A 16,915-nucleotide genomic window follows, 5' to 3' on the forward strand; every position below is an offset into this window, starting at 1 on the left:
CAAAATTGGTATCAACAAACTTGGCACACTATTGAGTTCTCAAACAACAGACACACCCGGCACCACCCAAACCCAACGGTCCAGGATCGCTCCGGAGCAACTTTTCAAACTTACCCGAATCCATGAAGCTTTGCAAACCGGCGTTTCCGTCATTCACAATTCCACAGGGGGTCCCCACCCTTATAAAGCGCGCAACATTCCGCGCCATTTTCCAGGCCGTTTATCAGGGGGTCGGTCGCTATCTTTCCGCTTCAGCGGCGGCGACTCGAACTACTTTACACACCAACCCGACCCCATACAAATCGGCCCCCGCAAGCACCTCCCCGCGCCACAAGCCCCGGAAATCCGCGGGTTTCAGCCCCTGCGGCGGGGTCAAAGCGCCCAGCCGTTCGACGTCGGACTTCTGTGGAGTGGGTCACAGTCGGAATGCCGGCCCCGCCACGGCGGAGGGTGAAACCAATCCGATCAGCCCGTTGCACGCCGTCGTTCACCTGCCCTCACTCTCTGCGGGCGCGGGCGGGACGGCGTCGGGTGCCGCCGCATGCGGGTCGCCGCCGGGTTCGCCGGCGCCGGGCTTCCCCGCCTCCCCGCCACGCGCCGTCGTCGTCGTCGTCGTTGTCCTTGACGTCGCTGCCTTCGCACCCGAACGGCCCCGCCGCCACAGCGGTTCCAGCTCCGCCACTTCCGCAGCCGTGGCGGTCCCGAACGGAGCGTGGGCCGGCCCCGCGGGAGCCCTGCGCTCCTGGCCGCGGGTGGCCCAAAGGCTTGCGCCGATGGACACGCCGAGAATTGTGGCGATGACGCCCAGCGACAGCGGGGTGGGGATGTAGTAGATGTCGATCTTGAGCAGCATCTTGATACCGACCCAGACCAGCACGAGCGCCAGCCCGATTTTCAGGTAGATGAACCGGTGGATCAGGTCGGCGAGCAGGAAGTACATGGCACGGAGGCCAAGGATCGCGAAGGCGTTAGCGGTGAAGACCAGGAACACCTCGTCGGTGACGGCGAAGATCGCGGGGATCGAATCGACGGCAAAAATGATGTCCGTAACCTCGACCAGGGCCAGGACGGCCAGCAGCGGGGTGGCCAGCACCAGGCCGTTCTTGCGGACCAGGAATTTCTGCCCGTGGAACTTGTCGGTCATGGGCACGTACCGGCGGAAAAGTTTCAGCGCCCGAGACTTCTCCGGCTCCGGGTGGTCGTTGCGCTGGCGGATCATCCGGTAGCCGGTGAAGAGCAGGAACGCCGCGAAGAGGTAGAGTACCCACCCGGCGCTGGCGATAATGGCGGAGCCCGCGGCGATGAAGATGCCGCGGAACACCAGGGCGCCCAGCACGCCGAGGAAAAGCACCCGGTGCTGGTACTCACGGGGCACGGCTAAATACGTGAAGATGATCGCCCAGATGAAGACATTGTCCACCGCCAGGGATTTCTCAATCAGGTACCCGGCGAAGTACTGCTGGCCGAATTCGGCCCCGTACAGCTGCCACACGAGCGCGCCGAATCCGACGCCGAAGGCGACCCAGACGGCGGACCACAACGCCGCTTCACGGACGCCGATCACATGCGCTTTGCGGTGGGCGAACAGGTCCACCGCCAACATCAGGACGATCACGCCAAGGACGGCCAACCAGGCCCACAGAGGAACATTCATCGAAGAGCACCCGCTTCCAGTCAGTCAACACCAACTGGAGGTCTCTCCCGGCCCCAAGGGGCCTGCCCGCCGGGCCGCTCAGGGGCGGCCGTACTGACGACGGAACATTTGGGGGATACTCCCCTCCACCTAAAAAGTGAAACACACTTCACCTCTGCCGACAATGGCCGGCAGAGCATCCCCGTTGCATCCGCTCCCCCGAACTGGCTAGGGTAATTACTAAGCATGCTTAGCGTGTTGTGGGATCCACCCCGCCGTCGATGTCCGGCCCTGCAAAAGGTACCGGGCGCAACGCAACCATCGGAGGAGAACTATGACTGACCAGTACACGTTCAGGAACCCCGTTACGGCGTACGAGCAGATCGAGCCGCCCGAGCAGAGCCAGCCGGAGCCCGGCCTGGACGCCAAGCTCACGCCCAAGGCGGATCTGGGCGAGGACACGTACCGCGGCACCGGCCGGCTGGAGGGCCGCAAGGCGCTCGTCACCGGCGCGGACTCCGGCATCGGTGCCGCGACGGCGATCGCCTTCGCCCGCGAGGGTGCCGACGTCGTGATGTCCTACCTTCCCGAGGAGGAAGAGGACGCCACCCGGATCGCGAACCTGATCGAGAAGGCCGGCCGCAAGGCGGTCAAGGTGCCCGGCGATCTGAAGGATTCGGCAGTGTGCCGGGAGCTCGTCGAAACCGCTGTCAAGGAACTCGGCGGCCTGGACATCCTGGTCAACAACGCCGGCAAGCAGGTCGCGCAGAAGGCGCTCGGCGACATCACCGATGTCGAGTTCGACCACACCTACAAGACCAACGTCTACGCGATGTTTTGGCTGACCAAGGAGGCGCTGCCGCACCTGCCGGCCGGCTCCAGCATCATCAACTCCACCTCCATCCAGGCCTACAGCCCTTCGGAAACCCTGGTGGATTACGCCTCCACCAAGGCGGCGATCAATAACTTCACCAAGGGTTTGGCCCAGCAGCTGGCACCAAAGGGCATCCGGGTGAACGCGGTGGCGCCCGGCCCCATCTGGACCCCGCTGCAGGCCAGCGGCGGCCAGCCCACCGAGGACCTGCCGGAGTTCGGCAAGGAGACCCCGCTGGGCCGCGCCGGCCAGCCGGCCGAGCTGGCGCCGGCGTACGTGTTCCTCGCCTCGTCCGAGTCCAGTTACGTCATCGGCGAGACGCTCAACGTCAACGGCGGCATGCCGACGCCGTAGGCGCCGTCTCCGTTCACGCCAGTGGGCCCCTCCCGGACTTTCCGGGAGGGGCCCACTCATGTTTGCGACGCCGGCCCGCCCACCCAAGTACGACGCCGACGCCGGCCCGCTCCCAGCGCTACCGCTCCGGCTGCAGGGCCTTGCTCCACAGCACAGCACCGTTGGCGTTGCGCAGGCTGACGGTGAAGACGTCGTCGGCGCCCAGGTCCACGTGGCCGAAGTACTGGCTCTCGCCGCTGCGCGGGGATTCGTTGGCGTAGGCGCCGGCCTTGAAGAACTTCACCTCCGGCCCGAAGGTGCCGTCCAGGGCGTTGGGTCCGAAGCTGCCGGCGTTGATGGGCCCGGCGACGAATTCCCAGAACGGGTCGAAGTCGGTGAACGCGGCACGCTCCGGCGCGTAGTGGTGCGCGGCGCAGTAGTGCACGTCGGCGGTCAGCCAGACCACGTTCTTAACCCGGCTGCGCTTGAACGCGGAGAGCACCCCGGCGAGCTCGAGTTCCTTGCCCAAGGGGGCGCCGGCGTCGCGGTTGGAGAGCGATTCCTGGTTGACCGGGCCATCGGGCACCACCAGCCCCAGCGGGAGGTCGTTGGCGATGACCTTCCAGGTGGCCTTGGATTTGCTGACTTCGCGGATCAGCCAGTCGGCCTGCTCCTGGCCCAGGATGTGCGTCAGCTGCCGTTCCTTGCCGTCCGTGTTGGCGTCCTTGTAGGTGCGCATGTCCAGGCAGAAGATGTCCAGCTGCGGGCCGCGGCTGATCTTCCGGTAGATCCGGGCCGGTTCGAAGCCGGTGCCGCCGGCGCTGACCCCGGCGATGGGCTGGTACTCCTGCCAGGCCTGCCGGCCGCGGGCGGCGAGCACGTCCACGCGGCGTTCGGTGTAGCGGCTGTCGGTGAGGATCTGGCCCGGGTACCAGTTGTTGTGGGTCTCGTGGTCGTCCCACTGCGCGATCACCGGGACCTCCGCGTAGAGGGCGCGGACGTTCCTGTCCATCATGTTGTAGCGGTGCCGGCCGCGGTATTCGTTGAGCGATTCGGCCACCTTCGACACTTCCTCGGTGACGAGGTTGCGCCAGATCTTGCCGTCCGGCTCGGTCACCTGCGCGCTGATCGGCTCGTCGGCGTAGATCGTGTCGCCGGAGTGGATGAAGAAGTCCGGCGCTGTGGCGTGCATGGCCGCGTAGCCGCGCATCCCGCCGATCTCCTCGTTGATGCCCCAGCCTTGGCCGGCGGTGTCGCCGCTCCAGACGAAGCTCTGGCCGCGGGCGGCGCGGCCACTGTGCAGCAGCCCGGTCTCCGGCGCGGTGCTGAACGATCCCTGCGCGGTCTCGCCGGCGTTGCCGTCGGCGTCCTCGAAGTGCAGGCTCACCGCGAAACGGGTGCCGGCGGGCAGGTGTTCGGCGTTGATCCTTGCGGTGAAGTCGGTCGCCTCACTGGCGGCGCTCCCCCGCAGCACCCGCCGGAAGGCGCGGCCGCCGCGGAGCGGGGACCCGCCGTCGTCGACGGCCAGCAGGTTCGCCACCAGCCGGCCGGGGCCCGACGCGCGGGACCACAGCACACCGGAGCCGGTGGTGACATCGCCGGTGGCGATGCCGGAGGGCAGGGTCAGGCGGTTGCGGACCAGTGCGACGCCGGCGGGCCGGGCGGCGCTGGCCGCTCCGCCCGTTGCGGGGACGACGGCGGCTGCGCCGGCGGCGGCCAGGGCACCTTTGAGGACATTGCGGCGGGTGAAATCAGTCATGGTGCCATCCTTGACCGCCCGCGTAAACCGTCGGTGGCGGGAGCGTGAACAGCGCCGGGCCAGTGGATGCGTCCGGCGCTGGTGTCTACCGGAACCAGAGGGTGGGCGGGAAGGCCCGGTTCGCCGACGCGTAGGGTTCGCTCGGCAGGTTGCCGGCTTTCCACGGTTCGTCGGACCGGACCTCCGGGGTGTGGCCGCGGCCGTCCCGCAGGATGGCGACGAACGTGCCCGGGATCGCGACCAGGGCGGATCCGGCGAGCAGGACTGCAAGTACTTCCATGGTGATGCACCTCGGTGGTGGGTGGCGGGTGGATGGCTTCAGTGTCTGCGGGCACCGTGTGAGCAGGCGTGTGAGGACGTTCCGGCGGTAAAATTCGGTATGGCCGACACCTGGATTCGGCTCCTCGGCCCGCCCCGGATCGAACCCCCTGACCCAGCACCCACGGACCTTGACTCCGCGGGCGGGGCTCCCCCGCAGCCCCGCGGCCGCAAGGCGTGGGCGGTGCTGGCCTACCTCGCCCTGAACCCGGCCGGCGTTGGCCGCGCGCGGACCGCCGCGCTCCTGTTTCCCGACGCCGCGGATCCCCTCGGCGCGCTGCGCTGGAACCTCTCCGAGCTGCGTCGGGTGCTCGGCGGCGCGGCGATCGCGGGCGATCCCCTGCGGCTGGAGCTGCAGCCGGGCTGGCGCTGCGACGTGCTGGAGCTCCTGGGTTCGACAGGGGGCCGTGACGTCGATCCGCGTCGGTTCGAAGGCCAGCTGCTGGAAGGCCTGAACTTTGCTGATAGCCCGGTGTTTGAATCCTGGCTCGCGGACCAGCGCTACCGGATTGAGAACGCGCTGCAGTCCTTGCTCTACGACGCCGCGCTGGCGGCGCTGGCGGCCGGCGCCCCGGCGGACGCCTCCGCCCTCGCATCCCGGGCGCTGCAGCGGGATCCGTTCAACACCGACTGCACCGCCGTGCTGGTCAAGGCGCTGGTGGCCCTCGGTGAGCAGCGCCGCGCCCGCGAGCAGGTCACCAAGTTCGGCGAGCTGTACCGCGCGGAGCTTGGGCTGCCGCTGCCCGAGGAGGTCCTCCGGGCGCTCTCGGAACCGGGGACCGCCGCGGATTCCGGTACCCCGGCGAACGCTGCCACCGTGCGGTCCTACCTCGACGCCGGTGCAGCCTCGCTCTCGGCCGGCGCGGTGGACCGCGGGCTGGCGCAGCTGCGCCTCGCCGTCGAACTGGCCCAGCGGGCGGGCGAACGACACCTGCTGGCCGAGTCGCTGGTGACACTGGCCGGGGCGGTCATCCACCAAGCGGGCGGCCGCGGCGCCGAGGTGGCGGACTTCCTACACCGCGCGCTGACGGCGGAGGCGCCCGACGGCGGCTCCCGCACCGCTGCTGCCGCGTACCGGGAACTGGGCTACCTGGCGGTGCAGCGCGGTGTGCCGGACCGGGCCGCCGGCTGGCTGGAGCGGGCGATGCGGGCCGCGAGGGGGTTCCCGGACGAGCAGTCGAGGATCCTGGCAATCCAGGGCATGCTGGCCTCGGACACCGCGCGCTACGCAGATGCGGTGGCCGCTCTGACCGAGTCGGTGCGGCTCGCCGCGGAGGCCGGGAACCGGCGGCAGCAGGCGTTCGGGGAGGCACTGCTGGGCCGGGTCCACCTCATCCGTGGCGAACTTGGCCCGGCCGGGGCGTGCCTGGACCGGGCCCTGGCCGGGGTGGCCGCGGAACACTGGACGGCGTTCGAGCCGTTCGTGGCCGGGCTGCGCGGCGAGACGTATCTGGCGGCAGGGGAGCTCGAGCAGGCGGCAGCGCTGATCGACCGGTCCTGGGTGATGGCGGAGCTGGCCGGTGACCACTGCTACATGGCCCTCGCGGCCGGGGCCGAGGCGCGGCTGTTCCTGGCACACGGCGATCTGGCCGCCGCCGAACACTGGGTGGGCCGGGGCATGGCGCCCAGCCCGTGGTACCTCTGGTACTCGGCCCGGCTGCTGGACGTGGCGGCGGAAGTGGCATTGGCCTCGGGTTCGCCGCGGGCCTCCGAGTTCGCGGACCGGCTGGGTGCGTTGGCCAGCCGGTCCGGGATGCGTGAGTTTGCCGTGCGGGCGCAGTCGCACCGGGCGGCCCTCGGCGATGCGGGCGCCGCCGAATCCGCGCAGTGGCTGGCGAAGGAGATCGACAACCCGGTGCTGGCCGGGTGGGTGGCGCGGCGGCAGGCGGGGCACCGGGCCGGGTGAGGCGGCCGACGTCGGGCGCTTCCGATGGGGAAAACGGTTGGTGCGAGGCGGATGCTCTATCAGCTTTGGCTGTTCCGACGGGCTCAGACCAGCCATAACTGACAGGGCATCGGCAGCAAGGCAGCCTTCACGCGTGCGCGGTTTCCACGAACGGGACCTGGCCGGCGTACTGCTGGTAGAGCTTGACCGCTTCGTCGACGTCGATGTGGCCGATGTCCAGGGAGACGGCGAGGCTTTCGAGCTGGGCGCTGCAGGTTTCGGCGGCGCTGACCCGGTCCGCGACGGCACGCGAGGTGGCGAAGTTGGTGGACAGCGCGGCGGCGACGGAGAGGATCACGGCCAGCAAGCACAGCACCCGCCAGACGATCGAGTCCTCGCTGAGCGAGAGCAGGTTTGCCGTGGCGTGGGTGAATCCCGTGCCGCCCACCGCGGGGCCGGCGGTGAGTGCAGCGGCCAGTCCGCTGCCCACAATGCTGACGTTGGAGAGCCGGTTCCGGCGGGGCCGTTCGCGGGCCAGGTAGGCGCGGACGGCGCGTTGCTTCTCGTCGATCCGGTCGGACAGTTTCTGCCGGGCGTCTGGTGATTCGCTCATGATCCTTGTGCCAGCTTCCCTCGCCAATCCCTGGGGGCCGCGTGGTGGCGAACGCGGACAGCAACAGGATGCTCCCGCACGTGGACGGTGTCTAGGGTGTGCGGTTCGGATACGCGGCGCTCCCCCAACTGACTCGCAGTTGTTGTCGTTTTGGGGCCTCAAAACGACAACAACCGCGAGCTACTTGGGCACGCTTGGCACATCCGGGTTAAACAAAAGCAGGGCCCGTCCGAAGACGGGCCCTGCTAGAAACCTAACGGTTCCGGGTATCTAAGGAAATTAGATAGCCTGGATGTTGGTGGCCTGAGGACCCTTGGGGCCCTGCTCGGTTTCGAAGGAGACCTTCTGGTTCTCTTCGAGGGAGCGGAAGCCGGAGGAGTTGATCGCGGAGTAGTGCGCGAAAACGTCCTGTGAGGAGTCATCGGGGGAAATGAAGCCGAAGCCCTTTTCAGCGTTAAACCATTTGACGGTACCAGTAGCCATTATTTTTGTCCTTCGTGAAGGTGGAGGAACTGTCCCGACTTTCGGGTCCTCCTGTTTGGGGTGCTCAAAACCGCTGCTTCAGAAGAACACGGGCTTTCGACCGTGCGTACTGCCTGAACTACGAACTGCATAAACACAACAACAAGAACTACTCTACAGGACGGATGGGCGGAGGATTACCACTCGTCATCATCGGCACCGTTTGGGACGCCCCCGCCGCGCACCTACTTACGAGACGGATTGCCGCGTCCGGCCGAGGTCCGCTGCCGACGACGTCGTTCCCACCTCGTGCGCGATGCCCGGTTCCGCCGGGGGATCCGCGCGGTCGCGGCGGCCGCCGAGCCGTCTCTCCACGGCCCGTCCTGCGGCTATGGAGAGGCGCTGGGCGGGCTGCTCCACGAAGCGGTAGAACAGTTCGGCCACCGCGAACGAGGCAACCGCGGAGACGGCGAGCGCCAGCGGAAGCGAGACTGACTGTAGCAGGGTGACGCCGGCCAGGATGATCGGCAGGTGCACCAGGTAGAGGCTGAAGGAGATCCGGCCCAGCCATTGGGCAACGGCGGTGTCTCCGAGCTTCTTCGCGGAGCCGGACAGCAGGAACACCAGGACGAGCAACGTCGCGCCGACCGTTACCAGCGCCTCGACGCCGTCGACCGGTTTGGCGGGGCTGAACCATTCTGCGTTAGCCAGGACCAGGCCGGCGGCGGTGACAGGCAGCCAGACGAAGCGCGGCCACGAGCGGGTCAGCTCGCGGATCCGTTCGCGCTCGGCACCGAGGATCGCGCCGATGGCGAAAATGGGCAGGTAGATCAGCCAATCGATGTGCTGCACCGCGCCCACCGCGGCCAGGGCCACGACGATGCCGAGCTTCAGGTGCCAGAAGCGCCGCCAGCGGAGGGCAACGAAGACGTACACCGGCAGCAGCAGGGAGAACAAGACCTCCCACCGGAGGGTCCACAGCGGGGTGTTGATGGTGCTCGCGCCCAACAGAAGCAGGCCGTCCTTGGCGACCTGGCCCACGCTGGGGTCGGTGACGTACATGTTCGCCCAGGAGCTCTGCAGCGAAGACACTGTGCGTGGGATAGTCACGACCAGCGCGACCGCCACGGCTAAGGCCGCCCAGGCTGGCAGGTAGAGACGCAGCAATCGCTTGGCGTAGTACGTGGTCCAGCGGGTGGCCTTGTCCCCACGGGTGAACGGCAGGATCAGGACAAAGCCGGACAGCACAAAGAAGACGTGGACCGCGGGAGTGCCGTTCCAAAGGACGTGCAGCGGGGAAAATACCGCCCAGTGCCCCGCAGCGTCCAGTGGTGCGGACCGGTCATCGAAGACCACGTTCCCGATTCCCGGGAGCGTGGAGAGCAAATGGCAGGCGATGACCACCAGGGCGGCTATCCCGCGGAGGCCGTCCAATTGGGTGACTCGTTTTTGACCAGACTGATTCGGCATCAGCCCTATGTTACCAGTTCGTTACATTGGGGCGGGTGGCTGGTGTTTGCTCGCGGGCATGGATTCGCGCCCTCGTCGCGGACCATCGCAGTCTGGTTCCCGACGGAAAATTCCCGGGCACATCCTCCCGGACACGCAGCGACATGGCCTCTGAAACCGGGCGCTTTCCGGGTAATGACTACTCGTGACACGGGATCACCGCGCCTATAACTTGAGCTTCACTCGGTACGGGTCGAGGTACAGGTGCCAAGCGGGGAGGCAACCATGCGTAAGGGTGCGACACTGGCCTCCACTGCGCAGGCAATCGAGGCGGCCGCGCTCCGCGGCCCAGTCCGCAAGGGCCCCACACCGATATCCGAGAAAATACTGTTCAACTATGCCACCGTTGCGCCGATGAGCCGGGCCGCTTATGAAGCCGCACGCACATTCATGGCGGATTTTTACCTCTACGGGCCCCCCGAAGTGCTCTACCAATACGACACACTGGCAGACGACATGGCCACCGAAGCCGCACGGCTGGTCAATTGTGCGGCTGAAGAAATCACGTACCTAAAAAATACGACCGAGGGCATCATCATGGCGAGTGAGGCCCTGCCGCTGCAGCGGGGCGATGAGGTACTGGTGCTCGGCAACGAATATCCCGCGAATCTGCTGCCGTGGTTGCGCAAGCGCCACGACGGCGTGACGGTGAGGGTAATTACGGGCCGCGACAATGAAGGCGCGTTCCTGCGTTTGCTCGAGAGCATCGGCCCGCGAACAAGGGCCATAAGCATCTCCTCGGCCCAGCAGTACGACGGATTCATGCCGGCCCTCGGCTTACTTTCGCGCAAGTGCCGCGGCCTGGGCATCTTCCTGGTTGTCGACGCCGTCCAGCACGTTGGTGCGCGGAGGATTGATCTAACCAGGACCCCGGTGGACATCCTGGTGTGCGGCGGCCAAAAGTATCTGCGCGCCGGCATGGGGATCGGCTTCATGTACGTCAACCGGAACGTCATGCCCCTCCTGCGTGACAGCAAAGCGGGCATTCGCAGCGTGGAACATTTCGACGAGAATTCCTACGTGCTCAAAAGTACGGCCGCCCGGTTTCAGGATGGGACCCAAAATGTCAGCGGCCTGGCGGCACTCCATGCAGCGCTCCGGGAAACCAACGCCATCGGGATGGGCGCCATCGAACAGAAAAACCTTGAGCTCCTGGCGGGGATCAAGGGTATTCTGCACGAACACAACCTGGACTTCATTGATCACGGCACGCATCAAAGCAACATCGTCTCGCTACGCATCCCTGATCCGGCCGGCCTATGCGGATTCCTGACGGAACGGGGCGTCTACCTAAAGCCCCTCCAGGACGTGGCCCGAATCTCCTTCATCCACGAGTCCAAGCTGGAAGACGTCGAGGTTTTGGCCCGGCTCACCCGAGAATTCCTCGACGGTGGTAGGAGCTAGGGTTCGCGCAGGTGGTCGCGGGTCACGCCGTCAGTGACGCCGCCGGCGGGCGGGGCCGGGGCGGTATGGGCAACGGTTTGGCGGGCGGGGCCAGGGCGGTGCGGGCGGCCACGGGCTTAGTGGGCAGGGTTAGCGGGCAGCGGCTTGCCTGGGCGACCAATTAACTCTTGGCATGATGATGGACGGCTCGATGTTGTCTTTGTAGCGTCGCGTGAACTCGAGCATGGCGGCCAATTCTGCCTGCAGCCGGGCCTCCAGGTCCCTGTGACAGGCCCTGATTGCCTCATGCACTTCCACGTGAGGTTCCAGCTTGCCGGTCGCTTCCTGGCGGGGGTTGGTGACATGCTCGATTTTGACCGAGGAATCGATTTCTGCGAGTTTTTGGGCTATTTCACCGACACTCAAACGATGGGTGAAGTTGTGCACCATCAGGTGTTCACCGGCCTCGACGTCGAGGTCGATCAACTTGAGGAAGTTGTCGACCGTGTCGGTCAGGCTGATCAGGCCGGTCTTCTGGGTCCCGTCGCCATAAACAGTCAGGGGATGGCCGACGACGGTCTGGCAGACAAAGCGATTGATGACCGTGCCAAAGACGGCGTCGTAATTGAATCTGGCGGCCAGTCCGCCACGCTCAGGTGAATGGTTTTCCGGAATTGTCGCTCCAAAGATGGTGGCTTGCTGGACTGTCATGACCTTCAAGCCCCACATTTTGGAACAAAGGTCATCGATCAGCAGGTCAGTGATCTTCGATTGATGGTAAAAGTCCGTGGCTTGCATCGGAAGGAAGCTTTGCAGGACCTTGTGCTGCCGGCCTTCATGTTCGAAAGCGAAGTCGTGCTTACCGAGCGGGACGGCATCGGTGTCGGTGGCCATGTAGCAGCCTCCGGAGCCAAGCTTGATGTATTTAGTGGCTCTGCTCAGGTGCGCGATAGCCCACAGCACGTTGAGGTGGCCGACGATATTATTCGTAAAGGTGGCTGCCGCATTCTCCGCACTACTCATTGAGAACGGCGCGGAGGGCTGTTGGGCCCCGTTGATGACGACGGCGGGCCGGTACTTCGCAATTACCTTCTCAACAGCCTTCGGGTCCAGGAGTTCGACATTCTCGAATGAAAGATTCTGTTTCCCGAAGATCCGTTCGTATTCGGCGATGCGCGCTTCGGGGCTCCGGAGTGGCACCAGGACCTTGGCCCCAGCCTCTTCTTCCCAGCGGCGCTTGATGAGGTTATCCACCAGAACCACCTGCCGGCCGGTGCGGTTGGCCAAGGCCAGTCCCAGCGTCCAGCCCAAATACCCGTCACCGCCAAGAATCATGAGCATATTGTCGTTCGTCTCAATCATGGCTGACCCCATGAAAATCACGCTTTCCGCTTTTACAAAATGCATGAGTGGTTCCGTAATTCGAGAACGTAGAGCAAACACTGCCCATGAGTCAATGCTTTGTGTCAGCGGAAGGGACGTACCGGCTGGTCGCACGGGAGTAGTCCCGCAGGATTCACTCGCCTTGCTGCTCCCGAAGCAAAATCCACCGGATGGAGCAATCCGCCGCTCAATGTCCTCCGAATTGCTGGCATAAGCATCGGAACGGCCGAACCAAAGGTCGCTCCCTCACCGCAAGCCCGCACCCAAGGAGCCAGCATGACAACCACGACCCACAACCGGACCGCAGCCCGCACCACCGTCCAGAAGGCGAGCCTCGCCGTCGGCGCCGTCTTCCTGCTGGTCGGCATCCTGGGCTTCGTCCCGGGCATCACCACCAACTACGAGTCGCTGCAATTCGCCGGCCACCACTCCGAGGCCATGCTGCTGGGACTGTTCCAGGTCTCGGTCCTGCACAACATCGTCCCCCTGCTCTTCGGCGCCGCCGGCCTGCTGCTGGCCCGTACCGCCACCGGCGCCCGCTCCTTCCTGCTCTACGGCGGTGTCATCTACCTGGTCCTGTTCGTGTACGGCCTGGTAGTTCCCGAAGATTCGGCCGGCGACTTCGTGCCGCTGAACAGCCTGGACAACATCCTGCACCTGGTGCTCGGCGCCGGCATGATCGCGCTGGCAGTCATCCTCACCAAGGGCCGCGCCAAGGCACACGCCTAAGCCAGCGCCGCACGGAGCACCGCGCCTCCACGACAACCGTGCCCGCCGGAACCCGGCGGGCACGGTTGTCGTGTCAGGTCTTGTCACGCAGTTAACTGCGCATTCATGTCTTCCTTGGATTGGGTCAATCCGGCGTGAATAGCGTGGCGGGCATGGACAACATTTCGCGCAGATCCGTTCTTTCCGCCGGCCTCGGAGCGGGGCTCGTCGCCGCCTGGCCGGGGGCCGCCGTCGCCGTTTCCACCGCGGACGACGCCGGTCTCCGCACCGATCCGTTCCGGCTCGGCATCGCCTCCGGCGAGCCGTGGCCGGACGGTTTCGTGATCTGGACCCGGCTGGCGGTGGACCCGGTGGCCGGGGACGGGCTGGGCGGGATGCCCGCACGCAACGTCGCGGTGGCGTGGGAAGTGGCGGAGGACGCAGGCATGCGCACGGTGGTGGCCCGCGGCGTCGAGCACGCCCGGATCGAGACCGCGCACTCGGTGCACGTGGAGCTGAAAGGCCTGCGGCCGGGACGCGAATACTTCTACCGGTTCCGCACCGGCCGGCACATCAGCCCGGTGGGCCGGACGCTGACCAGCCCGGCACCGCACGAGGTGCCGGCGGCGCTGGCCATGGCGTTCGCCAGCTGCGCGCAGTACGAGCACGGTTACTTCACCGCCTACGCCCGGCTGGCCCAGGACCACCCGGACCTGGTGCTGCACTTGGGCGACTACCTGTACGAGTACAAGAAGGACAGCTACGTGATCGGCGGCAGCAACCCGCGCGACCACGCAGGACCGGAGACGGTGAACCTGGCCGGCTACCGGCAGCGGCACGCGCAGTACAAGGCCGACGCCGACCTGCAGGCCGCGCACGCCGTGGCGCCGTGGCTGGTGGTGTGGGATGACCACGAGGTGGACAACAACTGGGCGGACGACGTCCCGGAGAACCGCGATGCCGGGCAGCTGAACGACACCACCCAGCACTTCCGGCAGCGCCGCGCCGCCGCGTTCCAGGCCTACTACGAAAACATGCCGCTGCGGCGCTCGTCCGTGCCGGCGGGTGCCGACATGAAGATCTACCGGAAGCTGCAGTGGGGCCAGGTGGCCAACTTCCACATGATGGATACCCGTCAGTACCGCGACGACCAGCTCGCCGGCGACGGCTGGCGGAAGAACGTTACCGAGCGCCTGGCGGAGGACCGCACCATCACCGGCGCGGAGCAGGAGAAGTGGCTGCTGGAGGGGTTCCGGAACTCCACGCAGCGCTGGGACATTCTGGGCCAGCAGGTGTTCTTCGCCGAGCGGGACCGGAACCAGGCACCGGAGATCGACGACGTCTCCATGGACGGCTGGGACGGCTACGCCGCGTCACGCCGCCGCATCACGCAGGGCTGGGTGGACGCGGACGTGCGGAACGCCGTCGTCCTGACCGGCGACGTGCACCGCAACTGGGCCAACGACGTCAAGGTGGACTACAAGGAGCCGGCCTCCCCCGTGGTCGGCTCCGAACTGGTGTGCACCTCGATCACCTCGACCGGCAATGGCACCGGCTCCACCACGGACGCCACGATGGCCTGGAACCCGCACCTGAAGTTCTACAACGACAACCGCGGCTACGTGAACACCCGCATCACCAAGGACGCCATGACCGCCGCCTTCCGGACGCTGGACTACGTCACGACGCCGGGCGCACCGGTGAGCACGAAGGCGTCGTTTGAGATCCGGGACGGGGTGCCGGGGCTGCAGTAGCGGGGGCAGAACACCGGCGGTCTGTACCGGGCGCGGCCCCGGGCATATCCTGCAGAAAGACCTGTTCAATGGCCCCCATTTCCGGGAGGTACGCATGGAAATGCCCAAAGCGTCCGACGCCGACAAGGAGCACTTCCGCTCGCTGATTCCGGACCATCCCGGGGTGGTCATCAAGCCGATGTTCGGAAACCTCGGGGCGTTCGTGAACGGCAACATGTTCGCCGGCTTGTTCGGCTCCACCATTGGCGTGAAGCTTTCCACTGCGGATCAGGCGGCGCTCGAAAGTTCGGAGCGGACCGTTCCGTTCGGCCCGGCCGAGCGCCCTATGGGCGGCTACACCGGATTGCCGGAGGTCTGGAACGGCGACGGCGGCGGCACCGGCGAGGAGCGCGCCAGGGCCTGGGTGGAAAGGGCGTTCGAGTATGTGGCCGGGCTGCCGCCTAAGGCCCCGAAGGCGGCCAAGGCCTCCAAGGCACCGAAAGCGCCGAGGAAGTAGCCATTCCCTCCCCCGGCGCGGGACCTGTCCAGTCGGCCGACACCCTGGTGGTCGGCGCGGGGCAGGCCGGCCTGGCGACCAGCTGCTGGCTGAGCCGGTACGGCGTCGACCACTACGTGTTGGAACGGCGGAGGGAGCTGGGCGGTGCCTGGCAGGACCGCTGGGATTCGTTCTTCCTGAACACCCCGAATTTTTCGTTCCTGCTGCCGGAGCTGAGCTACGACGGTCCCGAGCCGGACGCCTTCCTCCCCCGGGATGAGGTGATCAGACTGTTCCGCGACTACGCCGCGCGGATCAAGGCGCCGGTCCGGCTCGGCACGGAGGTGACCCGGGTCGGCGTCGTCGACGGCCGCTTCACGGTGGAGACCAATCAGGGCCGCTGGCTCGCGCGGAACGTGGTCCTCGCGAACGGCGCCTTCCAGCGGCCGCGTTTTCCGGCGTCGGCAGGCAATCTCCCCGGGCACATCCGCCAGCTGCACAGCCACGACTTCCGCAACGCGCAGCAGCTTCCCGACGGCGCCGTGCTGGTGGTAGGCACCGGGCAGTCCGGCGGGCAGATCACCGAGGACCTGCTCGATGCCGGCCGAGAGGTCCACCTGTCCGTCTCCACCTGCCCCGACGCTCCGCGGCGGTACCGCGGCCAGGATGTTTTCCAGTGGATCCTGCAGGTCAACCTCCACGGCCCCGAATTCGGCATCAACGGCCTCCAGGCGGACCATCTGCCGTCACCGGCCGCGCGGTTCATGTGCAACCCGCTGATCTCCGGCAACGGCGGCGGCCATGGCATCCACCTCCGCGACCTCGGCCGCCGGGGCGTCCGCCTGCACGGTCGGTTCGAGGGAACGGACGACGGCGGCCTCGTCTTCAGCGACGATCTCCCCGCACGCCTCGCCCTGGTGGAGGCGGGGTTCCGCGAGCGCCTTGGGCGGATGGCCGACGCCTACATCGCCGCGGCAGGCATCGACGCCCCGCCCGCGGAACCCGCGCCGGCGGACGAGTGGCTGCCCGCAGACTCGGGGGCGCGGCTCGACCTGGCAGCCGAGGGAGTCACCTCGGTCATCTGGTGCACCGGCTACGGCCTGGACTTTGGCTTCCTCGACGCGCCCGTGCTGGACAAGTGGAACTACCCGCGGCACCGCCGGGGCGTCACTGAGGTCCCGGGTCTCTATGCCGTGGGCCTGCCCTGGCTCACGAAGCACCTGTCGGCCACGCTGTCGGTGGTGGGCGACGACGCGAAGTTCGTGGCAGAGCACATAGCGGGGCGGTGACGGCGTGCGCTACCTCCGGGTGGCCCCCGGTCCGGCGGCGCAGACCTGCGCCTGAAGCTCGGCGTCCCGGAAGGCCTGGTCCCAGTCGTCCTTGTCACCGGCGACGACCCACCGGCGCTGGACCGACCACCGGGACAGATAGGCCGGCGCCGGGGCGGGGCGCGGGATAGCGCGCGGGACGGCTGGAGCGTTGTGGTGGAGCTTGGCTGCCGGGGCGGCCCGCGGGGCGACGCGGTGCCGGGTGCGTACATGTTTGACGATCGCCACGGTCACCACCAGCGCGAGGACGAACAGCCACGTTGCGGCGATCACGTAGACCACCACGGCCAGAAACAACAGGAACCCAAGAATTCGTGCCATGGCAGCATTGTTCCAACCCAGACCCGGGATGGGAACACCCGACTGTTACCCGGCTCAGAAGCTCTCCGCCGAGCCAGCGTCAGGCGGCGCCATGGGGCCCCGGGAGCCGTGCAACCCGCAGCGTTGCCGGAGACCGCATAGTCCCGGCAACGCCCGGCGCACCGCACAGGGCCCCGG

The 16,915-nt window shown here is 66.8% G+C and carries 15 protein-coding genes; 7 read left to right on the plus strand and 8 right to left on the minus strand.

Going from position 1 to position 16,915, the window contains the following annotated elements:
• Positions 1-487: 487 nt before the first annotated feature.
• The gene (locus AC1DGE_RS09285; RefSeq protein WP_476917324.1) at positions 488-1,654 is read right to left on the minus strand and encodes a TerC family protein; all 1,167 of its coding nucleotides are present in this window, start codon (positions 1,652-1,654) and stop codon (positions 488-490) included.
• Between the two features lie 313 nt (positions 1,655-1,967).
• Here AC1DGE_RS09285 and AC1DGE_RS09290 point away from each other — a divergent pair, with 313 nt between their 5' ends.
• The gene (locus AC1DGE_RS09290; protein WP_441419458.1) at positions 1,968-2,861 is read left to right on the plus strand and encodes a glucose 1-dehydrogenase; all 894 of its coding nucleotides are present in this window, start codon (positions 1,968-1,970) and stop codon (positions 2,859-2,861) included.
• A 118-nt stretch (positions 2,862-2,979) separates the two neighbouring features.
• On the opposite strand, the gene AC1DGE_RS09295 is transcribed toward AC1DGE_RS09290, so the two are convergent.
• Positions 2,980-4,599: an alkaline phosphatase D family protein gene (locus AC1DGE_RS09295; RefSeq protein WP_476917325.1), complete on the minus strand. Its 1,620-nt coding sequence runs from the start codon at positions 4,597-4,599 to the stop codon at positions 2,980-2,982.
• Between the two features lie 85 nt (positions 4,600-4,684).
• A complete protein-coding gene (locus tag AC1DGE_RS09300) occupies positions 4,685-4,879 on the minus strand; it encodes a hypothetical protein (protein ID WP_476917326.1) in 195 nt (64 codons plus the stop codon).
• 99 nt (positions 4,880-4,978) lie between these two features.
• Here AC1DGE_RS09300 and AC1DGE_RS09305 point away from each other — a divergent pair, with 99 nt between their 5' ends.
• The gene (locus tag AC1DGE_RS09305) at positions 4,979-6,823 is read left to right on the plus strand and encodes an AfsR/SARP family transcriptional regulator (protein WP_476917327.1); all 1,845 of its coding nucleotides are present in this window, start codon (positions 4,979-4,981) and stop codon (positions 6,821-6,823) included.
• Positions 6,824-6,950: 127 nt separating this feature from the next.
• Here the strand turns inward: AC1DGE_RS09305 and AC1DGE_RS09310 are convergent, their stop codons facing one another.
• From AC1DGE_RS09310 to AC1DGE_RS09320, 3 genes are all read right to left on the minus strand, one after another.
• Positions 6,951-7,415 carry a hypothetical protein gene (locus AC1DGE_RS09310; RefSeq protein ID WP_441419462.1) on the minus strand — a complete coding sequence of 155 codons (465 nt, stop codon included), beginning with the start codon at positions 7,413-7,415 and terminating at the stop codon, positions 6,951-6,953.
• 279 nt (positions 7,416-7,694) lie between these two features.
• Positions 7,695-7,898 (minus strand): cold-shock protein, encoded by a 204-nt coding sequence (locus AC1DGE_RS09315; RefSeq protein WP_011690916.1) that lies wholly within the window; start codon positions 7,896-7,898, stop codon positions 7,695-7,697.
• A 228-nt stretch (positions 7,899-8,126) separates the two neighbouring features.
• Positions 8,127-9,347 carry an acyltransferase family protein gene (locus AC1DGE_RS09320; protein ID WP_476917328.1) on the minus strand — a complete coding sequence of 407 codons (1,221 nt, stop codon included), beginning with the start codon at positions 9,345-9,347 and terminating at the stop codon, positions 8,127-8,129.
• 264 nt (positions 9,348-9,611) lie between these two features.
• Here AC1DGE_RS09320 and AC1DGE_RS09325 point away from each other — a divergent pair, with 264 nt between their 5' ends.
• Positions 9,612-10,790: an aminotransferase class V-fold PLP-dependent enzyme gene (locus tag AC1DGE_RS09325; RefSeq protein ID WP_476917329.1), complete on the plus strand. Its 1,179-nt coding sequence runs from the start codon at positions 9,612-9,614 to the stop codon at positions 10,788-10,790.
• 129 nt (positions 10,791-10,919) lie between these two features.
• Here AC1DGE_RS09325 and AC1DGE_RS09330 read toward each other — a convergent pair whose 3' ends face one another.
• Positions 10,920-12,176 (minus strand): NAD-dependent epimerase/dehydratase family protein, encoded by a 1,257-nt coding sequence (locus AC1DGE_RS09330; RefSeq protein WP_476917330.1) that lies wholly within the window; start codon positions 12,174-12,176, stop codon positions 10,920-10,922.
• Positions 12,177-12,428: 252 nt separating this feature from the next.
• Between AC1DGE_RS09330 and AC1DGE_RS09335 the strand changes: the two genes are divergently transcribed.
• The 4 genes from AC1DGE_RS09335 (at position 12,429) to AC1DGE_RS09350 (ending at position 16,378) form a co-directional block, all read left to right on the plus strand.
• A complete protein-coding gene (locus AC1DGE_RS09335) occupies positions 12,429-12,881 on the plus strand; it encodes a DUF4383 domain-containing protein (RefSeq protein WP_476917331.1) in 453 nt (150 codons plus the stop codon).
• A 152-nt stretch (positions 12,882-13,033) separates the two neighbouring features.
• Positions 13,034-14,614, plus strand: coding sequence for an alkaline phosphatase D family protein (locus AC1DGE_RS09340; protein WP_441419467.1), 1,581 nt, complete (start codon positions 13,034-13,036; stop codon positions 14,612-14,614).
• Between the two features lie 94 nt (positions 14,615-14,708).
• A complete protein-coding gene (locus AC1DGE_RS09345; RefSeq protein ID WP_441419468.1) occupies positions 14,709-15,110 on the plus strand; it encodes a TfoX/Sxy family protein in 402 nt (133 codons plus the stop codon).
• A gap of 47 nt (positions 15,111-15,157) precedes the next feature.
• On the plus strand, positions 15,158-16,378 hold the full coding sequence (locus AC1DGE_RS09350; protein WP_441419469.1) for a flavin-containing monooxygenase: 1,221 nt from the start codon (positions 15,158-15,160) through the stop codon (positions 16,376-16,378).
• Between the two features lie 9 nt (positions 16,379-16,387).
• Here the strand turns inward: AC1DGE_RS09350 and AC1DGE_RS09355 are convergent, their stop codons facing one another.
• Positions 16,388-16,738 (minus strand): hypothetical protein, encoded by a 351-nt coding sequence (locus AC1DGE_RS09355; protein WP_476893043.1) that lies wholly within the window; start codon positions 16,736-16,738, stop codon positions 16,388-16,390.
• Positions 16,739-16,915 lie beyond the last annotated feature (177 nt).

The organism is Arthrobacter sp. 05N425, assembly GCF_056397125.1.

Coding starts and splice junctions, on each gene's coding strand:
- AC1DGE_RS09355 (WP_476893043.1), bottom strand. CDS start 16,738: ATGGCACGAATTCTTGGGTTCCTGTTGTTTCTGGCCGTGGTGGTCTAC.
- AC1DGE_RS09340 (WP_441419467.1), top strand. CDS start 13,034: ATGGACAACATTTCGCGCAGATCCGTTCTTTCCGCCGGCCTCGGAGCG.
- AC1DGE_RS09325 (WP_476917329.1), top strand. CDS start 9,612: ATGCGTAAGGGTGCGACACTGGCCTCCACTGCGCAGGCAATCGAGGCG.
- AC1DGE_RS09305 (WP_476917327.1), top strand. CDS start 4,979: ATGGCCGACACCTGGATTCGGCTCCTCGGCCCGCCCCGGATCGAACCC.
- AC1DGE_RS09310 (WP_441419462.1), bottom strand. CDS start 7,415: ATGAGCGAATCACCAGACGCCCGGCAGAAACTGTCCGACCGGATCGAC.
- AC1DGE_RS09295 (WP_476917325.1), bottom strand. CDS start 4,599: ATGACTGATTTCACCCGCCGCAATGTCCTCAAAGGTGCCCTGGCCGCC.
- AC1DGE_RS09345 (WP_441419468.1), top strand. CDS start 14,709: ATGGAAATGCCCAAAGCGTCCGACGCCGACAAGGAGCACTTCCGCTCG.
- AC1DGE_RS09315 (WP_011690916.1), bottom strand. CDS start 7,898: ATGGCTACTGGTACCGTCAAATGGTTTAACGCTGAAAAGGGCTTCGGC.
- AC1DGE_RS09290 (WP_441419458.1), top strand. CDS start 1,968: ATGACTGACCAGTACACGTTCAGGAACCCCGTTACGGCGTACGAGCAG.
- AC1DGE_RS09330 (WP_476917330.1), bottom strand. CDS start 12,176: ATGCATTTTGTAAAAGCGGAAAGCGTGATTTTCATGGGGTCAGCCATG.
- AC1DGE_RS09285 (WP_476917324.1), bottom strand. CDS start 1,654: ATGAATGTTCCTCTGTGGGCCTGGTTGGCCGTCCTTGGCGTGATCGTC.
- AC1DGE_RS09320 (WP_476917328.1), bottom strand. CDS start 9,347: ATGCCGAATCAGTCTGGTCAAAAACGAGTCACCCAATTGGACGGCCTC.
- AC1DGE_RS09300 (WP_476917326.1), bottom strand. CDS start 4,879: ATGGAAGTACTTGCAGTCCTGCTCGCCGGATCCGCCCTGGTCGCGATC.
- AC1DGE_RS09335 (WP_476917331.1), top strand. CDS start 12,429: ATGACAACCACGACCCACAACCGGACCGCAGCCCGCACCACCGTCCAG.